Source organism: Thiopseudomonas sp. SA1F2-1K, from assembly GCF_057443035.1.
This window is the reverse complement of the sequence record NZ_CM172014.1, coordinates 1480950-1499277: the sequence shown is the minus strand read 5'-3', so window position 1 is coordinate 1499277 and position 18328 is coordinate 1480950. Positions and strand designations below refer to the sequence as shown.

The 18328-nt window shown below is 47.2% G+C and carries 20 protein-coding genes and 1 tRNA gene; 17 read left to right on the top strand and 4 right to left on the bottom strand.

Annotated features, from left to right (window positions below; translation table 11 throughout):
* The first annotated feature begins 13 nt into the window (after positions 1 to 13).
* From AC2T15_RS07225 to AC2T15_RS07205, 5 genes are all read left to right on the top strand, one after another.
* Positions 14 to 90, top strand: a tRNA-Arg gene (locus tag AC2T15_RS07225).
* A 179-nt stretch (positions 91 to 269) separates the two neighbouring features.
* Positions 270 to 1709 carry a magnesium transporter gene (gene mgtE, locus AC2T15_RS07220; protein ID WP_486777882.1) on the top strand — a complete coding sequence of 480 codons (1440 nt, stop codon included), beginning with the start codon at positions 270 to 272 and terminating at the stop codon, positions 1707 to 1709.
* 129 nt (positions 1710 to 1838) lie between these two features.
* Complete coding sequence (locus AC2T15_RS07215; RefSeq protein WP_486777881.1) at positions 1839 to 2090, top strand: OadG family protein; 252 nt, start codon at positions 1839 to 1841, stop codon at positions 2088 to 2090.
* 15 nt (positions 2091 to 2105) lie between these two features.
* Entirely contained in the window at positions 2106 to 3878 is a 1773-nt protein-coding gene (oadA, locus tag AC2T15_RS07210; RefSeq protein ID WP_486777880.1) for a sodium-extruding oxaloacetate decarboxylase subunit alpha, read from the top strand.
* A gap of 11 nt (positions 3879 to 3889) precedes the next feature.
* Complete coding sequence (locus AC2T15_RS07205; protein WP_053099806.1) at positions 3890 to 5026, top strand: sodium ion-translocating decarboxylase subunit beta; 1137 nt, start codon at positions 3890 to 3892, stop codon at positions 5024 to 5026.
* 52 nt (positions 5027 to 5078) lie between these two features.
* On the opposite strand, the gene AC2T15_RS07200 is transcribed toward AC2T15_RS07205, so the two are convergent.
* Positions 5079 to 5255, bottom strand: coding sequence for a hypothetical protein (locus tag AC2T15_RS07200; protein WP_486777879.1), 177 nt, complete (start codon positions 5253 to 5255; stop codon positions 5079 to 5081).
* A 120-nt stretch (positions 5256 to 5375) separates the two neighbouring features.
* Here AC2T15_RS07200 and AC2T15_RS07195 point away from each other — a divergent pair, with 120 nt between their 5' ends.
* Positions 5376 to 5954 carry a hypothetical protein gene (locus AC2T15_RS07195; protein ID WP_486777878.1) on the top strand — a complete coding sequence of 193 codons (579 nt, stop codon included), beginning with the start codon at positions 5376 to 5378 and terminating at the stop codon, positions 5952 to 5954.
* Between the two features lie 127 nt (positions 5955 to 6081).
* Positions 6082 to 7056 carry a cysteine synthase A gene (gene cysK / locus AC2T15_RS07190; RefSeq protein ID WP_286638923.1) on the top strand — a complete coding sequence of 325 codons (975 nt, stop codon included), beginning with the start codon at positions 6082 to 6084 and terminating at the stop codon, positions 7054 to 7056.
* A 57-nt stretch (positions 7057 to 7113) separates the two neighbouring features.
* Here cysK and AC2T15_RS07185 read toward each other — a convergent pair whose 3' ends face one another.
* Positions 7114 to 7680, bottom strand: coding sequence for a DUF2062 domain-containing protein (locus AC2T15_RS07185; RefSeq protein WP_286638921.1), 567 nt, complete (start codon positions 7678 to 7680; stop codon positions 7114 to 7116).
* Positions 7681 to 7895: 215 nt separating this feature from the next.
* Between AC2T15_RS07185 and AC2T15_RS07180 the strand changes: the two genes are divergently transcribed.
* The 10 genes from AC2T15_RS07180 to AC2T15_RS07135 all read left to right on the top strand — a co-directional run bounded on the left by AC2T15_RS07180 (position 7896) and on the right by AC2T15_RS07135 (position 15790).
* Entirely contained in the window at positions 7896 to 10142 is a 2247-nt protein-coding gene (locus tag AC2T15_RS07180; protein ID WP_486777877.1) for a DNA internalization-related competence protein ComEC/Rec2, read from the top strand.
* 69 nt (positions 10143 to 10211) lie between these two features.
* Entirely contained in the window at positions 10212 to 10841 is a 630-nt protein-coding gene (locus AC2T15_RS07175; RefSeq protein WP_286593884.1) for a MotA/TolQ/ExbB proton channel family protein, read from the top strand.
* Complete coding sequence (locus tag AC2T15_RS07170; RefSeq protein WP_286593885.1) at positions 10838 to 11257, top strand: ExbD/TolR family protein; 420 nt, start codon at positions 10838 to 10840, stop codon at positions 11255 to 11257. The genes AC2T15_RS07175 and AC2T15_RS07170 overlap by 4 nt, the downstream gene beginning before the upstream one ends.
* Positions 11257 to 12288, top strand: a complete 1032-nt coding sequence (gene lpxK / locus AC2T15_RS07165) for a tetraacyldisaccharide 4'-kinase (protein ID WP_486777876.1) — start codon at positions 11257 to 11259, stop codon at positions 12286 to 12288. Before AC2T15_RS07170 ends, lpxK begins: the two co-directional genes overlap by 1 nt.
* On the top strand, positions 12269 to 12460 hold the full coding sequence (locus AC2T15_RS07160; RefSeq protein WP_053099801.1) for a Trm112 family protein: 192 nt from the start codon (positions 12269 to 12271) through the stop codon (positions 12458 to 12460). Before lpxK ends, AC2T15_RS07160 begins: the two co-directional genes overlap by 20 nt.
* On the top strand, positions 12457 to 13221 hold the full coding sequence (kdsB, locus tag AC2T15_RS07155) for a 3-deoxy-manno-octulosonate cytidylyltransferase (RefSeq protein WP_486777875.1): 765 nt from the start codon (positions 12457 to 12459) through the stop codon (positions 13219 to 13221). Before AC2T15_RS07160 ends, kdsB begins: the two co-directional genes overlap by 4 nt.
* Before the next feature lie 16 nt (positions 13222 to 13237).
* Complete coding sequence (locus AC2T15_RS07150; RefSeq protein WP_486777874.1) at positions 13238 to 13702, top strand: low molecular weight protein-tyrosine-phosphatase; 465 nt, start codon at positions 13238 to 13240, stop codon at positions 13700 to 13702.
* Positions 13699 to 14739 (top strand): UDP-N-acetylmuramate dehydrogenase, encoded by a 1041-nt coding sequence (murB, locus tag AC2T15_RS07145; RefSeq protein WP_486777873.1) that lies wholly within the window; start codon positions 13699 to 13701, stop codon positions 14737 to 14739. Before AC2T15_RS07150 ends, murB begins: the two co-directional genes overlap by 4 nt.
* Before the next feature lie 11 nt (positions 14740 to 14750).
* Entirely contained in the window at positions 14751 to 15248 is a 498-nt protein-coding gene (gene tadA, locus AC2T15_RS07140; RefSeq protein ID WP_486777872.1) for a tRNA adenosine(34) deaminase TadA, read from the top strand.
* A gap of 59 nt (positions 15249 to 15307) precedes the next feature.
* Positions 15308 to 15790, top strand: a complete 483-nt coding sequence (locus AC2T15_RS07135) for a COG3650 family protein (RefSeq protein WP_053102580.1) — start codon at positions 15308 to 15310, stop codon at positions 15788 to 15790.
* A 48-nt stretch (positions 15791 to 15838) separates the two neighbouring features.
* Here AC2T15_RS07135 and AC2T15_RS07130 read toward each other — a convergent pair whose 3' ends face one another.
* Together AC2T15_RS07130 and AC2T15_RS07125 are read right to left on the bottom strand one after the other, a co-directional pair.
* Entirely contained in the window at positions 15839 to 17773 is a 1935-nt protein-coding gene (locus tag AC2T15_RS07130; protein ID WP_486777871.1) for a DUF389 domain-containing protein, read from the bottom strand.
* Positions 17774 to 17910: 137 nt separating this feature from the next.
* The gene (locus tag AC2T15_RS07125) at positions 17911 to 18225 is read right to left on the bottom strand and encodes an SCP2 sterol-binding domain-containing protein (protein WP_053099795.1); all 315 of its coding nucleotides are present in this window, start codon (positions 18223 to 18225) and stop codon (positions 17911 to 17913) included.
* Positions 18226 to 18328: the final 103 nt, after the last annotated feature.

The window sequence follows — 18328 nt, the reverse complement described above, 5'->3', positions numbered from 1 at the left end:
ATCACACCGATCCGCACTCATAGCTCAGCTGGATAGAGTACTCGGCTACGAACCGAGCGGTCGGAGGTTCGAATCCTCCTGAGTGCGCCATATAAAAAAGCTTGCTTTATGCAAGCTTTTTTTTTGCCTGTAATTCTTGTTTGTCATCAAGCAGACGTGTCTTAGGGATAACTTAGGTAAAATTACCATTACACTAAATAAAACTCACTAGCAATAAGCTAAGCTCCGTAGAATGGCTGGGTTATTGCTAAAACTGAGGGAGAACGTTTATGTCAAGTGCCAGTGCTGCAGAAGTCATCATTAAACCCCAAGACCGTTTACAGGAACGGTTTTCCCAGGTCATTGAATTACTGAAACAGCATCGACTTTTAGAAGAGTCGTTAGCACCTGAGCATAAACATGCTTTTCTTGAAGAATCCCTGCCGATTTTATCGTTACAGAAAAAACTCAGCGAGTTACACCCAGCCGATATTGCCTATATTCTCGAAGGTTTACCCTTAGAAGAGCGGTTGTTGGTATGGCAGCTAGTGCGTACGGAAAATGATGGCGATATTCTGTTAGAAGTGTCCGATGCGGTGCGTGAAACCTTGCTGGCGGACATGGATAACCATGAGATTTTAGCCGCGGCCAAAGAGCTCGACGCCGATGAACTAGCTGACTTAGCGCCTGAGCTGCCTAAAGAAGTAGTGCATGAGCTACTTGAGACCTTAGATGATCAGCAGCGTGATCGCGTGCGTGCGGCTTTGTCCTACGAAGAGGATCAGGTCGGGGCGATCATGGACTTTGAGATGATCACCATTCGAGAAAATGTCGCGCTCGAAGTGGTGCTACGTTATCTGCGTCATTTGCAGGAGCTGCCAGATCATACCGATAAGCTGTTTGTAGTCGATAAAGAAGGTGTGCTGCAAGGTATTTTGCCGATTAAACGGCTGCTAGTAAATGATCCAGACAAGCTGGTTTCTGAGGTAATGGCAGATGATCCTGTGTCATTTCGCCCGGAAGAGGATAGCAATGAAGCAGCCCAGGCTTTTGAGCGCTATGACCTAGTATCGGCGCCGGTAGTCACTGAAGAAGGACGTTTAATTGGCCGCCTGACCGTTGATGAAATTGTCGACTTTATTCGTGAGGAAAGTGAAAGTGAGGCTTTAAGTCGGGCGGGTTTGCGTGAAGAGGAGGATATTTTTGCCTCGGTATGGCGCTCGATCAGAAACCGCTGGGCGTGGTTGGCGGTTAACTTGGTGACAGCCTTTGTCGCATCACGTGTGATTGGTTTATTTGAGGGATCAATCGAAAAGTTAGTGGCATTAGCGGCTTTAATGCCAATTGTGGCTGGAATTGGCGGAAACTCAGGCAACCAAACTATTACCATGATTGTGCGCGCGATGGCATTAGATCAGGTAAGTACAGGTAATACCACACGCTTACTGCGTAAAGAGCTTATGGTAGCGCTGATTAATGGCCTGATTTGGGGAGGTGTGGTTGGCATTGTCGCTTGGCAACTCTATGGTAGTTGGTCCTTAGGAGCAGTTATGGTGGGTGCTATGACCCTTAACTTGCTGTTAGCCGCCTTGATGGGGGTATTGATTCCTATGACCTTAGTGCGCTTAGGTCGAGATCCAGCTATGGGCTCTAGCGTTATGATTACGGCGATGACCGATAGTGGTGGGTTCTTTATCTTCCTTGGTCTAGCGACTATTTTCCTGCTCTAGAGAAAACATAATATTTGCTTAGTTAGCCCTATTTAAGCTACTGTTTCGCACCAAATGTTGATGCTAAGCAGTATTAAATAGGGCTAATTGCTTAAAGTAAGCCAGAATTTTGCTAACCAAGGAGTGCCTATGTCGCCCCACAACCTGTTGCTTGAAGGTGTCGAACTCATGCTATTTGGCATGGGCTTTGTGTTTGTTTTTTTAATACTATTGATTGGCTGTATTAAAGTGCTTTCTGCAGTACTTGAGCGCTTTACCCCTCCTGCAACGCCCATTCCTGTGGCAACCCCTAAATCTATTATCCTATCTGACCAACCTGAACCTGCTGTGTTACAAGCGATTGAACTGGCTATTAAGCAGCATCGCGCGCGTCGCAGTTAATCTGGAGCTTCACTCATGACTATAAAAAAACCACTTGGGATTACAGATGTGGTGCTGCGCGATGCGCATCAATCGATTCTGGCTACCCGTGTTCGTTTAGAGGATATGCTGCCCATTGCAGAGAAACTTGACCAGGTTGGATTTTGGTCAGTTGAGTCTTGGGGAGGGGCGACCTTTGACTCCTGTATTCGTTATCTGGGTGAAGATCCATGGCAGCGCATTCGCGCGCTTAAAAAAGCCATGCCTAATACACCACAGCAAATGTTGTTACGCGGGCAAAACCTTTTAGGTTATCGTCACTACGCAGATGACGTGGTGGATAAGTTCGTAGAGCGTGCGGCCTATAATGGGGTAGATGTGTTTCGCGTATTTGATGCGATGAATGACCCGCGCAACTTACAGCAAGCACTTAAAGCGGTTAAAGCTAACGGCAAACATGCACAGGGTACAATTTCCTATACCACCAGTGAGGTTCATACACTACAAATGTGGGTGGATCTGGCTAAGCAAATTGAGGATATGGGCGCTGACTCGATTGCTATTAAAGATATGGCGGGTATTTTAACGCCTTATGTGGCCTATGATTTGGTCAGCCAGCTAAAGCAGCAGCTGTCAATTCCAATTCATATGCAGTGTCATGCTACGGCAGGGTTGTCAACAGCGGCGATTATGAAAGCAGTGGAAGCCGGTATTGATAACGTAGATACCTCGATTTCATCATTCTCTATGACTTATGGTCATTCGCCGACTGAGTCAGTAGTGGCGATGTTCCAGGGCACCGAACATGATACGGGGCTTAACCTAACCCTCTTAGAAGAAATTGCAGCGTATTTCCGCGAAGTGCGGAAAAAGTATGCCAAGTTTGAAGGTAACTTGCGTGGTGTTGACTCGCGTATTCTGGTTGCGCAAGTTCCAGGCGGTATGTTAACCAATATGGAAAACCAGCTCAAAGAGCAGGGTGCCAGTGATAAGTTTGATGAGGTATTAGCTGAAATTCCACGGGTGCGTGAAGATTTAGGCTTTATTCCCTTGGTGACTCCGACCTCGCAAATTGTCGGTACCCAGGCGGTGATTAACGTGTTGACTGGTGAGCGCTATAAGTCGATTACCAAAGAAACTGCTGGGGTACTTAAAGGCGAGTATGGTGCCGCACCAGCGCCGTTCAACGCAGAACTGCAACAGCGTGTGCTTGAGGGGGCAGAAGCCATTACTTGCCGTCCAGCTGATTTGCTTGAGCCAGAAATGGATAAGTTAACAGCAGAGCTGCAACAGCTGGCTAAAGACAATAACTTTAGCTTAGCGGATGATGCAATTGATGATGTCTTGACCTATGCGCTATTCCCGCAGATTGGCTTGAAGTTCTTAGAAAACCGCAACAATCCAGCCGCTTTTGAACCGGTACCGACGGGGAACGAGCGCCTGCAAGAAACCTCAGGCCCTGAAGCTTATACCGTTGAAGTCAATGGCCAGTCCTATGTGGTTCAGGTCTCTGAAGGAGGGGATTTGGAAGGCATTAAGCCAATTGGTAGAACTACTGCGGCAACCAGTGGAGCTGCTGCTCCGGTGGTTGGTAGTGGTGATCCTCAAGGCGCGCCTTTGGCGGGAAATATTTTCAAAGTATTGGTGCAGCCAGGTCAGGCGGTTGAAGAAGGCGAAGTGTTAATCATTTTAGAAGCCATGAAAATGGAAACTGAAATTCGCGCCTTCCGTAGCGGGACCATCGCCAGTGTCGATGTCAAAGTGGGCGATGCGGTAGCCGTTGGCGACTGCTTGCTTAGTATTAGCTGAGGTTATTCATAATGGAAAAACTGTTAGTACTTTGGCAGAGCACGGGGCTATACCAGCTACAGGCTGGCCAGGCATTAATGATTGCAGTATGCGCGGTGCTAATTTTTTTAGCGATTCGCAAAGGCTTTGAGCCGTTACTGCTAATCCCCATTGGTTTTGGTGGAATTTTAGCCAATATTCCAGTGGCTGATATGGCCGGGGCTGCGGGCTTGCTGGGCATGCTTTATGAAGTAGGCTTACCGACCAGTGTCTTCCCGCTGTTAATTTTTATGGGAGTGGGCGCCATGACGGACTTTGGTCCGATGCTGGCTAACCCTAAAACCCTATTATTAGGAGCGGCCGCCCAGTTTGGTATTTTTGGTACCTTGCTAGGCGCCCTAGCGCTGACCACTTTAGGCATTCCTGGGTTAGAGTTTACCATCAAGGAAGCGGCTTCGATTGCGATCATTGGGGGAGCCGATGGCCCTACATCAATTTTTGTTACCTCAAGGCTAGCACCTGATTTACTCGGCCCAATTGCCGTTGCTGCTTACTCCTATATGGCGTTAGTGCCTTTAATCCAGCCACCGATTATGCGCGCTTTGACCACTAAAGAAGAGCGTTCCATCGTGATGACGCAATTACGCCATGTGAGCCAAGCGGAAAAAATCATTTTCCCGATTGTGCTGTGCTTGTTAGTGGGCTTATTGCTGCCAGACGCGGCGCCTTTAGTGGGTATGTTCGCCTTTGGTAACTTAATGCGCGAAAGCGGAGTTGTTGAGCGCCTAGTCGATACCACGCGTAATGCGTTGATTAATATTGTAACCATTGCTCTTGGTTTAACTGTAGGTTCTAAGCTGTCGGCCGATGCATTCTTGCAAATGAAAACCTTAGGTATTTTAGTGCTAGGCATGGTCGCCTTTAGTGCGGGAACTGCATCTGGCTTGATTATGGCAAAAATCATGAACAAGTTTAGTAAGCACAAGGTAAACCCGCTCATTGGTTCGGCTGGGGTCTCGGCAGTACCGATGGCCGCGCGGGTGGCAAATAAAGTCGGCTTAGAAGCTAATCCGCAAAACTTCTTGCTGATGCATGCAATGGGCCCCAACGTAGCTGGGGTTATTGGTTCAGCGGTCGCGGCGGGGGTGCTGCTAAGCTTTGTTGGCTAAACAACCTTAGTTTGCCAAAAAGCCTTTAACCTAACTGGGTTAAAGGCTTTTTTTATGGCTGTGAATGAGCCAGTTCGGCAAGACGTTTGGCTTCTAAAGCAATCGCTTTGGCTTCAGCGGCATCATTTTCAGCCTGAACTAGGCGAGCGTTGATATCGGTTGGGTAAACACTGCAGCCGACAATTTGTAGACTCAGTAACATTAGGACCAAGAGGCGTAAGGAAGACATAAACAAACCGAATAAATTGCCGTTATAATAAGCCGCTAGTATAGCACCGAGTCAGCTAAGCACACTGCGCTTACTGCACTCAGCGTTCAGGCATTTATGGGTTAATCAAGAAGGTTGGAGATGATTGCACGAATCATAGGGGTAGGGCTGTTGTTTAGCTTCTTAGCAGGCTGTGCTAATCAAGCAGCAGTGATTAATGCAGCCACCCCAGAAATGGCGGCCAAAAAATGGGTAGCTAAGCATAAAAAGCGTTTACGGGTAACTATTGATCAAAGCACTGTGAATCGCTTGGCCAATGCCAGTTGTTCGGAAGGTGGTTTTATGCCACTGCGCTTTGTTGAGCCGGGAGTAGATGTCAGCTTATTTTTTAGTTGTCGTCCAGCAGAAAGATTATCGGCTGATCAATTACCAGGTAAGTTTTCCCACGCAGTTTTTGATCAGTTACCCCATCATCTGCAGTATCCCAATTGGGAGTTTCGTTTGCTAACCCACAGCAGTTCGATCAGCCAAGGGGTTGAGTTTGCACGGGTAAAAGGGGTAGAGGTGGTTAGGATTAAGACGCCGCTGTATATGCTCTATGGCAATCAAACGACTCCCGAATGTTTAGTGGCAGCCGGTCAAGTGACACCTAAAGCCTGTATGGTGCAGGCCCCACTGACGACCGAGGCACAGGTAACGATTAAGTTTCTAGCGAACTAGCTGTGCGCTAACTACTAAAAAACAGTATCTATATATCTTGTAGTTATAATGGTTAGAGAAATAGCTGCAGTGCTAGTGTAGGGTGATATGCTGAAGCGCTTAATTAATTTGCATAAGGACACTCACTATGGGTCATGTATTTGCTAACAATGCCCAATCGATCGGGCACACGCCGCTGGTTCAAATTAATCGCCTTGGACCTAAAGGCGTTACTCTTTTAGCGAAGATTGAATCACGTAACCCTGCCGGCTCAGTCAAGTGTCGAGTTGGGGCTAATATGGTGGCCCAAGCTGAACGCGATGGTTTACTGAAGCCTGGGGTGACTTTAGTTGAGCCAACCTCAGGTAATACTGGCATTGGTTTAGCTTTTGTCGCGGCAGCTAAAGGGTATCGACTGATTTTAACCATGCCGGCCTCAATGAGCCTGGAGCGACGCAAAGTACTTAAAGCGCTTGGCGCTGAGCTGGTACTCACTGAGCCAGCCAAGGGCATGAAAGGGGCGATTGATAAAGCCAATGAAATTGTGGCGCAAGATCCCGCTAATTATGTGTTATTGCAACAGTTTGATAACCCGGCAAACCCCGCGATTCATGAGGCCACCACGGGGCCTGAAATTTGGCAGGACACTAATGGTGCAATTGATGTGTTGGTGAGTGGGGTGGGGACAGGTGGTACCTTAACCGGAATTTCTCGCTATATTAAACAGACGTGCGGTAAGCCCATTCTGAGCGTGGCTGTTGAGCCTGTGGAATCGCCGATCATCAGTCAAGCGTTAGCGGGCGAAGAGTTACAGCCAGCACCCCATAAATTACAGGGTATTGGTGCAGGATTTATTCCAAAGAATCTTGATTTAAGCTTGGTTGATCAAGTAAAAACCATTACTGCAGAGGACGCTAAGCAAACGGCGCTACGTTTGATGCAAGAAGAAGGCATCTTATGTGGGATCTCTAGTGGTGCGGCTATGGCTGCTGCACTGCAACTGGCTGAGCAACCAGAAATGCAGGGTAAAACCTTAGTGGTGATTATTCCCGACTCAGGCGAGCGCTACTTATCTAGCATGCTGTTTGATGATTTGTTTACTGAGCAAGAACTGCAACAGTAATTAAAGGTTAGATTGGTAACCACTTGAGCCCAAGCTGGATAGCCGCTTGGGCTTTTTTTATGGTTCTTGCTTGCTTTGTTGAGCAAGCTGCTCACGTAATTCTCGGGCTCTTTTTTGCTTGCGTAAACGCCGATTCCACGAACGGCTGACCCACCAGCGCCAGTACATCAGAGTACCTACGTAGCCAATAATAGCGGCTAAGACAGCGGCCACAAATGAACCTAAATACAGCGGTTGCCAGTGGGTGGCGGCAACCTCAAGGGTCCAAGCTAAGGTGATTTTATCCGGTAGCTGAATAGCCGGTGTGCCTAACAGCCAAGTACCTAATTTGTAGCAACCATAAAAAATCGGCGGCATGGTAATGGGATTGGTTAACCAGACCAAGCCAATCGAAACTGGAAGGTTAGCACGTAAGGGAATAGCCACGAGTGCTGCAGCAAGCATTTGCATGGGCATTGGAATGAGAGCCCAAAATAACCCCACGGCTACGGCACGGGCAATAGAGTGGCGATTAAGGTGCCATAGGTTTGCGTCCTGCAATAAAGTGCCGAGAAAACGTAAAGACTTATTGTTTTTGATGCGCTCAGGATCAGGAGTCAAGCGTTTAATAAATTGGCGTGGCATTTACACTCTCTAAACGGCCTAGCACAGCGTGCTAGGCCCAAATAAAAAACAGTTAAATCATAGCTGAAATCAACTGTCTATATTCTGTCAGCCCAGTAAATTACTGTAACAAACCGTGTAGCAACTACACTTAGCAGAGGAACTAACGGAGTCGGCTGAGTAAAAGTTTAACAGGTTACGCTTAGTTGTCCTAAAAGTCACAGGAGGCGACTGCAATGGGCTACTTTTTATTTGCTTGGGTGCTTGGCATCATCAGTGCACTTTACTGGCCAATGGGGGATAACTGGCTGCTGTTAATCGTTGCGGTGCTAGGCAGTGTGGGCTACTGGGTGAGTGCTAAGCCTGGCTTCTTATTACTAGTAACGGCGGTAGCGGGTCTAAGTTGGGCGCAACTGAGTATCCAGCAGACTCTAGCTGATCAGCTAGCCGCTGATTTTGATGGGCGCACGCTGTGGTTAGAGGGGGTGGTGAGCGGGTTGCCCAGTACCGTAGCGGCAGGCAAGCAATCAATGACGCGCTTTGAGTTGCTGCAGGCGCAGTCAAGACGCGGCCCATTACCTCAAAAGTTACGCTTAGCTTGGTATTCAGCACCAGAGTTGCAGCCTGGGCAGCGCTGGCGTTTAGCCGTAAGCTTAAAAGCGCCCTATGGGTTAAAAAATGCCGGTCTCTTTGATTATGAAAAATGGCTATTTGCCCAAGGTATCGGAGCCACTGGTACGGTTAAACAGGGGCAGTTGTTAGGGCAGCAGACCAATTATCATCGCTGGCGTTTGAAGGTGCAGCAAGCGCTTAAAGCTCACTTGTCTGCCGCTCATTCGGACGCAGTGTTGGCGCTAATTGTGGGTGATGGAGCGGCGTTAAGTCGTGAACAATGGAGTACATTACGCGCCACGGGCACCATTCACCTGATGGTGATTTCTGGTCAACATATTAGCTTAGTCGCAGGTCTGATTTATGGCTTATTATTTACCTTAGGTCGTTTAGGCTATTGGTTTAGCGGCCGTTTGGGGTTGAGTTTAACTTGCCTATTAACAGCCATTGCTATTTTAGCTTATGCGGCCTTGGCAGGCTTTGGTGTGCCGGTTCAAAGAGCCTGTATTATGAGCTTAACTGTGCTGTTATGGCGTTGGCAATATCAGCAGTTAACAGTCTACTTACCTTTGTTGCTGGCTTTAGCAGTCATTACTGGACTGGAGCCCTTGGTTATTTACCAGTCAGGGTTTTGGTTGTCATTTTCAGCAGTAGCTATATTTGCGTGGTGCTTTAGTTATCGCCTGCGTTTAACCCGCTCTTGGAGAGGATTAATTAGAGCGCAGTTGATTGTGAGTTTAGGTTTGTTTGTAGTGTTAATTACTCAAGGGTTACCGCAAAGTCTAGTTTCACCTATAGCTAACTTGCTGGCGATCCCAGTAGTCAGCTTATGGATATTACCAATAGCTTTATTAGCAACTGGTTTTTTAGTATTCGGAATTACTGTAATTGCTGAACCATTACTTAGAGTGGCACAAATTAGTCTTGATAGTTTACTGCTAGGATTGGATTTTTTAGCCCAGTGGAACTTGCTTTGGTCGCCGTTGTTGATTGAGCACAGACCGTTGCTGCTAAGTATTACTCTTTTACTTACGATTGCTTTACTGTCACCAAGAGGACTTTTTTATAAGTCGGGCTTGAGTTTAGTGGTTTTGCCAGTATTAGTGAATCAGCCTCCAAGCCTTCCGGTAGGTACGCTAAAGGTAACGGTGATGGATGTAGGGCAAGGCCAAGCGATTTTATTACAAACTAAACATAAGGCTATGCTGTATGACGCGGGACCTGCAATGGGTGGGAATAACTTAGGGGAAACCATAGTGTTGCCTAGTTTGCAGATTAGAGGAGTACGGACTTTAGACCTATTGCTGATCTCTCACCAGGATCTTGATCACTCAGGTGGAGCAGCAATACTAAAAAAACACTTGCCTATTGCTCAGGTGATAAATGGCGAACCGCAAACAGGCGAAGCAGCCTGTAAGCCAAAACAGTGGGAGTGGGATCAAGTGCAGTTTTCAATCTGGCAAGCTCCTAAAGCCGGGACTAGTAATGAGCGTTCTTGCATCTTGCTTGTTAAAACTCAGGAGCAAGCATTATTAATTTTGGGGGATGCTGGAATTAAAGAAGAACTGTTGTGGCTGCAAGCACATCCTGAGCAAACTGTCAGTTGGTTAGTTTTAGGGCACCATGGAAGTAAAACCTCCAGTGGTAAAGTATTTTTAGAAGGAGTGGGGGTAGAAAATGTGGTAATTAGTCGAGGAAAATACAACTCCTATAACCACCCGCACCCAGAGGTTAAAAAAACTTTAGAACAATTACAGGTGAAGGTATATGATACCGCGCTTCACGGGGCGATAGAGATTTACTTTGCAGATGGAGTGGAAGTAAAACATAGAAGCTTAGCTCCATCAGTTTGGCAGTCATCGAAATTTTAAACTAAAAGATCTCAATATTAATCAAGTAGACTTTAAAATTGCAGTTAGGCGATAGGAGATAAAACGGGCGTGTGGGAACTGGTTAAATCAGGTGGCTGGTTAATGCTACCAATTATCATTTGTTCGATTGTGGCAGTGGCTATTGTGGCTGAGCGGTTGTGGACTTTACAGGTAAAGCGTATTAGTCCTCCTAACCTATTGCCTCAAGTTTGGCGCTGGTATCAAGCTAAAGAGCTTAATAACTCTCGAGTGCAAAAGCTTCAAGAAGACTCGCCTTTAGGGCAAATACTAGCCACCGGTTTAATCAATGCAAAATACGGTCGTGAGATTATGAAGGAATCTATTCAGGAGGCGGGAACTAAGGTAGTTAATGAGTTAGAGCGTTATTTAACCGCTTTAGGAACTATTGCTGCAGTGACGCCACTGCTGGGCTTATTAGGCACTGTAATTGGAATGATTGAGATCTTTAGTGCCTTTATGGGCTCAGGTATGGCCAATGCTTCACAATTAGCTGGCGGTATTGCAACAGCACTAATTACTACGGCGGCAGGCTTAATTGTGGCTATTCCAGCTGTATTTTTTCATCGTTATTTACAGCGTCGCGTAGAAGAGTTAGTAGTTAATATGGAGCAGGAGGCAATCAAGTTGGTTGAAGTAGTGCAAGGCGACCGTTTTGTGGAAGTGGATAAAGCGTTGTGAAGTTTCCTCGTAAAGTTAAAGAGCCAGTCGATATTAATTTGGCTCCTTTGATTGATGTGGTTTTTATCCTGTTATTGTTTTTTGTAGTAACAACTACTTTTACTCGTGAAACGCAGCTAAAAGTAGATTTACCTCAGGCGGTGAGTGGAACAGAGGCTGTAGAAGCATCCCCCATTGAAATACTAATTGCACAAAACGGTATGTATTCTGTTAATGGGTTAACTCCACCAAGTAATGATTTATCAGGATTAATGCAGTTAATTAGTGAGCAAGCAACAAATGATGCGCAGATGTCGATCTTACTGAGTGCAGATGCTGCAGCACCTCATCAGTCAGTAGTGACTGCAATGGATGCAGTGGCTAAATTAGGTATATCAAAACTTAGGATCACCACGGTTGAGGCGGCAGTAGAGTAGTGAGGTTTACTCAATGGCTCTATCGCGCTTGGAGTCGACCGTATTCATGGCTCACTTTTCTTAAGCCATTAGAGTGGCTCTACCGCGGTGTAGTTAAGCGCAAGTTTAAGCGTTTTCAGCAAGCACCTGAGCTCAGTTATCAGGCAGCAGTACCCGTAGTGATTGTCGGTAATATTACGGTTGGCGGGACTGGCAAAACCCCGATGATTTTATGGTTAATCGAGTATTGCAAACAGCAACAGCTATCGGTTGGGGTGATTAGTCGTGGCTATGGGGCTAAGCCGCCGGCTTATCCGTGGGCGGTTTCGGCCAGTGATAGCGCCGCCATTGCAGGCGATGAACCTTTACTCATTAGCCAACGTAGCCAGGTGCCGGTGGTGATTGATCCAGATCGGGCGCAAGCGGCTCGCTACTTAACCGAACACTATGATGTACAGTTAATTTTATCCGATGATGGGTTACAGCATTATCGCTTAGCCCGTGACTGCGAGCTGGTACTAATTGATGGGCAGCGGCAATTGGGCAATGGCAATTGTTTACCCTGTGGTCCTTTGCGTGAGCCAGCGGAGCGGCTGAGTAGTGTTGATGCGGTGTTGTTTAATGGCGCTTGCGACTCAGCAGCCAGTTTTGCTTTTCAGGTTGAGCCAGCGGCCTTTATTCATCTGAAAACCGGTGAGCGGCTTAGCCTTGATCATTTCCCACAAGGGCAGGCAGTGCATGCAGTGGCTGGGATTGGCAATCCTCAGCGTTTTTTTAATACCTTAACGGGGCTTGGCTACCAAGCAATACCCCATGCTTTTGCCGATCATGCAGTATTTACCGGCGAAGAGTTTAACTTTGCCGATGATTTACCCGTTATCATGACCGAGAAAGATGCGGTAAAATGCAGGGCTTTTGCAGCGGATAACTGGTGGTATTTAGCAGTTGACGCACGACCTACCGCCAATTTTGTGGCATGGTGGGCAGAAAAGCTGACTGAGCTTTTACAACTCCCTAAAGAGGAACAGGTCAATGGATCCAAAACTTCTTGATATTTTAGCGTGCCCCCTATGTAACAGCGGCCTTAAATATAATGCTGAAAAAAATGAATTATGGTGTAAACAGGATGGGCTAGCTTTTCCAATTCGTGATGAAATTCCGGTGATGCTAGAAACTGAAGCCCGCACTCTCACCACCGATGAGCGTTTGGATAGTCATTCATGAGTCAGCCTTTTATTGTTGTTATTCCTGCCCGCTATGCCTCTACCCGTTTACCTGGCAAACCATTGTTAGATATTGCCGGCAAACCTATGGTGCAACATGTGTGGGAGCAAGCTAAAAAAAGCACCGCCCAAGATGTTGTGATTGCCACCGATGATGAGCGAATTGCAGCGGCCTGTGAGCAGTTTAATGCCAAAGTGGTTTTGACCCGAGCGGATCATGAGTCAGGGACTGATCGTTTAGCGGAAGTGGCTGAGCAATTAAATCTGCCGGAAGAGGCTATTGTGGTGAATGTACAAGGCGATGAGCCTTTAATTCCTGCGTCTATTATTGATCAAGTGGCGATGAATCTAGCCACTCATAGCGCGGCTAAAATTGCCACCTTAGCTGAGCCTATTACACAGTATGAGCAGTTGTTTAATCCCAATGTGGTAAAGGTCTCCACCAATAAGCACGGCATGGCATTAACTTTTTCCCGTGCCCCTTTACCTTGGGCGCGAGATGCTTTAGCCGCAGCACCACAAGAGTTGCCAAACAATGTGCACTTTAGACGGCATATCGGTATTTATGCCTATCGCGCCGGATTTTTAGCCGATTTTGTACGTTGGGGGGCTTGTGAGCTTGAGCAAGTAGAAAGTCTTGAGCAGCTACGGGCACTGTGGAATGGAGTGCAAATTCATGTGGCTGACGCTCTCGCGGCACCGCCGGCAGGAGTCGACACTGAGCAAGATTTAGCACGGGTACGGGCACTGTTAGCTAAGTAAAGGTGGGAGAATTAAGATGAAAGTACTGTTTGTTTGTTTGGGAAATATTTGTCGCTCGCCAACCGCTGAAGGTATGTTTCGCCACGAGCTAGCTAAAGCGCAGCTGACGGAGCAAATCACCGTTGACTCTGCAGGTACTGCTGATTGGCACACCGGGAAAGCCCCGGATCTGCGCTCGCAAGCGGCGGCCTTAGCCCGCGGTATAGATATTTCTGCCCTGCAAGCACGTCAGGTCAGTGCCGAGGACTTTCATCGCTTTGATCTAATTCTAGCTATGGATCAAAGCAATCTGGAGCATCTTAAACAAATTCAGCCAGCTGCCGCTAAAGCCGAGCTGGATTTGTATTTACAGCGTTATCAGCTGCCCTTATCTGAAGTACCCGATCCCTATTACGGAGGGGAGGAAGGATTTGAGCAAGTACTGAATTTACTTGAGCAGGCCAGTCAAAAGCTGTTGACCGAATTAAAGGGGCGCTTGTGAGCATTGAGCTAAAACAGGACGTCAGTTTACAAGCACTAAACACTTTAGCGATTGCCGCGCAAGCGGATTACTTGTTAGAGCTCACTCAAGTCAGTGATTTACCGGCGGTTTTTGCTTATGCCGAGCAGTTGCAGCGACCATTATGGGTGTTGGGCGGTGGCAGCAATTTAGTCTTAGCCGGTGATTTACCCTACCTAGTGCTTAAGGTTGCGACCCGAGGCATTGAGGTGCTAGAGGAAACGGACACCGGGATTACCCTTAAAGTGCAGGCGGGGGAAAACTGGCATGAGTTGGTGCGTTGGACAGTTAAGCAGGGCTATCAAGGCTTAGAAAATCTGAGTCTAATTCCTGGCACCGTAGGCGCTGCTCCCGTACAAAATATTGGCGCTTATGGCGTAGAGCTGAAAGATTATTTGCTGGAACTCACCGCGGTTAATTTACAGACTCAGCAAGTACAGGTGTTTTCTCAAGCGCAATGTGAGTTTGCTTACCGCGATAGTCGATTTAAGCGCGAGCCTGATCAATGGCTGATTTTAGATGTCACCCTGAAGTTAGCCAAGCAGCCGCAATTGGTGTTGAACTATGGAAATATCCAGGCGCTGCTGACAGCAAAAGGCATTGAACAGCCAACGCCTTTGATAGTGAGTGATTTGGTCTGTGAGATTCGTCGCAGTAAATTACCCGATCCTCAAGTATTACCGAATACCGGCAGTTTCTTTAAAAATCCTGAAGTTAGCCAAGCCCATGCCGATCAGTTACGTGGCCGTTATCCGAGCTTGGTGAGTTTTCCACTGGCTAATGGCCAAGTGAAACTTGCCGCTGGCTGGTTAATTGAGCACGCTGGCTGGAAAGGTAAGCAAGTAGGGGATGCCGCAGTGCATCAGCAGCAAGCTTTGGTGTTGGTTAACAAAGGTCAAGCGACAGGCGTTGAGGTGTTGGAGTTGGCAAGACAAATTGCCGCAGATATCCAGCAACAATTTGCCGTAAGTTTAGAAATTGAGCCCAATATCTTGCCCCGTGGCGGGAGTCAGCAATAGGATTCTAGGTAATGGCGAAAACAGCGTTGCAAACGCCACTGCGTTATATTGATCGCAGCCAAGACTTAGCATTTATGCAGCACGCTTTAGCGCTTGCGAAGCAAGCAGCGGCCTTAGGTGAGGTGCCTGTTGGTGCGTTGGTGGTGGAGAATGGCGTGATTATTGGTGAAGGCTTTAATCAGCCGATTGCCCAGTCAGATCCCTCAGCCCATGCGGAAGTTATGGCAATTCGTGCGGCGGCGCAGTTTAAGAAAAATTATCGTTTGCCTGGCGCCACGCTCTATGTGACATTAGAGCCATGCACCATGTGTGCGGGATTAATTATCCATACACGCATTCAACGGGTGGTGTTTGCTGCCCTTGAGCCAAGATCAGGTGCTGTCATAAGTCAGCAGCAGTTATTTGAGCAAAGTAGCTATAATCATAAAGTGCAGTTTGAACAGGGTCTGTTAGCAGAGTCCTCCAGTACTTTGCTCAAAGAGTTTTTTCAGGCGCGCAGGAAAAAGTAATCAACCTAAATATGGGGCATGCTTGAATATCTAAAGCCGTAGCTAAAGAGGATCAATCGATGCAACAGATGAGTTCAACAGGCACAGTGAAAGCACTCGTTAGCGGCCTGTTTTTGCTATTAAGCAGCGGCTTGCTGATTGGCTGTGAGGAGGCCAGTCAAGCTGACTCAGCCCAAGTACCACAGGCAGCAATTAAGGCGCTAGAGGGCACAGGTAAGCAGAGCACGGAAGCTGAGGATACTGTGGTGACGATGTTTCGAGCCCAAGGCAATGAGCCATTTTGGACTGTGGAACTGGCTGAACATGAGATGCGTTTTATCACTCCAGAGCATCTAGATGGTATCGAGCTAAAGGTCGATGAGCGTTTAGCCTATGCCAAAGGGGTAACTTATTCTGGGCTGTATGAAGGCCAAGAGTTTTGGTTGGATATTCGTAGCCAGCCTTGTCAAGACACCATGGTGGAGCGTGACTATGAATTTACCGCCACATTCCATTGGGCAGGGGAAGATTTATTAGGCTGCGCCTCACGCTGGGATGAGTAAAGCATTAGCCTAGCCACGTATGCTTAGTGGCTAGGCTAATAGGTTGAGTTACAGCGTGATCCGTGGTGTGGCCTTGAGCTTGACCGAGTGCTGTAGCTCACGCTCGAGATGTTGTTTTAGCTCGACTAAGTCTTGATATAAAACATTGACCTCTGAGCTGACATTGGCTTGGATAATAATATCAGCTCGTGAAAACTGGACCTGCACATTATCTAGCTGCAAGTTTTTACCGTTGATTTGTAAGGTCTTATCAAGCACCACCTGCTCAACCCGCCAGATCTGATACATATTATGGAAAGAGAAGGTGAGCGGCACAGTAATCACCGCCAAAATGGTTAAAGACAAGACCAAGCCACGGTGCGCTTTAACTAAAGGGGCATAGCCGAGTACTAAAAAAGTGACTGCCGCGGCTAAGGCAATCCCGACCAAGTTAGTTAGAAACAACAGCGCTGCACCGCTCATTACTTCCCACTCCCACCAGCCAATTCCAATACCCACGACACACAGTGGGGGTACTAAAGCGACCGCAATTGCAACGCCGGGCATGCTTTTCATAATGCTTTCGCGGGCGTGGGCATAGGCGCCGGCCACTCCGGAAAAAACGGCTACGCCTAAATCTAACAGGTTAGGATGCAAGCGCCCCGAGATTTCACCTGTGACTTTAGAAATGGGAATAATCAGTGCCAATAAGGCCGAGGTCAGCAAGGCTAAGGTAACGCCAATGCCAATAGTGGTTAGGGATTGCTTGATCAGTTGTTGCTCACTACGCAATACCCCCATTGCCAAAGAAATAATCGGTGCCATTAAGGGGGCTAAAACCATCGCGCCAATAATGACCGCCGGGCTGGAAAGAAATAAACCCAAGGTGGCGACCAGTGAGCTTAGAATCATTAAGGCTATAAAGCTGCTTTGGCTTTTGGCGTTGTCGCGTAGTTGTAAAAAAAGCTCTCGAAAGTCTTCTTCTGCGGCATTGGTAAATAGCGGCAAGCGCCGTTGAATCATTGAGATGCGCTCTTCATTGTGCGGCAGATTTTCTAGTTTCAGTGTATCTTTACCGCCCCGTTGCCCACCTTGGGCTGCAAAATACTCATCACTTAAATTGAGCTTAACCGCTTCTGGATAAAGCTCCATTTCAATGCAGTTGGCGCTCCGTGGTTGGCTATCTAGGTAGTAGGTCAGCGGTTTTTGGCTTTCAATTTTTAAGTATTGGCTGCGAATATAGCTAATCGCTTTAGGCAGCTTGGCGCTGGTTTTATCTTTATGAAAGACGGCTTTTAACAAAAAAGCCAAGTAATCCATGATGGATTTAGGGGCGATTAAAATACTGGAAACTTTGCCATCTTGCACCGAGATAGAGGTGGTCAACATGCGTGCGGCGGCATTATTGACGTTATTTTCGATGGAAATCATCCCAGTAATAGCGGTTTTCACTGGCTTATTTTGGCCCACGGTTAAGGTGATACCAAAGGGGTGGATAGTAAATAGGTTACGTAGACTGTTAATAATCAATAGCACCGTGTATACCAAACGGCGCCAAGCCGACTGATTGCGCGCTCGATAAGCTTTACTGCTTTGATCAAGAAAGGGGGTGTCACCGAGCATCACTGAGCCTAAGGCCGTTTCATTATTGCAGCGCAGCACGTCGACTGATTTGTTGGGCAGTTGAAAAGCTAGAGGTAAACAGTCATCTGTTTGAGTGGGAAACATAAACCATTCATGCAGCCTGACTTGGTTTTCCAATGGAATAATGCCCAAACTAAAATTAAGGGTTTTTGCTAGGCTAACAAGGTCAGCCATGGTTTCGTCATCTGCAAGCACCACCACATGCTCGGCAAGATCTAATGCTCGGCCAGGAGCCGCTAAAAAATCCGCTAAAGCTATTCCCGTCAGTTTAATTTGGTGTTCACGGGCAAAGGTTTCAGCGCTGGCAACTAACGGGTGAGTCGGGCTGGGGTAAATAAGCAGGGCTGTTTCAACAAACATACAGGCACAATCCATTTAAAAGGCGACTCAATCAAGCAACAAGCGCACCATTGTAGCGTTTAGCAGAGGTTGGCGACAAAACTCAGGCATAAAAAAACCAGCGCATAGGGCACTGGTTTTTAATAGCAGCCGCTGAACTAGACTGGGAACAGCTCGCTTAGTTTCATTGCTAACATCATATCGCCTTCAGCGCGCAAGTTGCCGCTCATAAAGGCTTGCATGCCGTCGGTTTCGCCGGTAGCGATGCCTTTAAAGGTTTCGCTGTCCATAATCAAGGTTACGTTTGGCTCATCAGCATCACCTGCTTGTACATCACAGGTACCGTCTTTTACCACGAGGTAGTAGTTGCTGGCATCTTCAATATTGAACTGAAAAATTAAATCTAAACCCTGAGCGGCATCAGCGTTAAATTTAGAGGTTAGATTTTGAATAATATCTGCTGCGGACATAATGAGAATCCTTTAGTAAGTAATGATATTAGTAGCAACAAGTTAGCTTGAATTTAGCGTGGTTAGAAGAGTATGAGGAAGGTGCTAGGCTGTCAAATAAAATCAT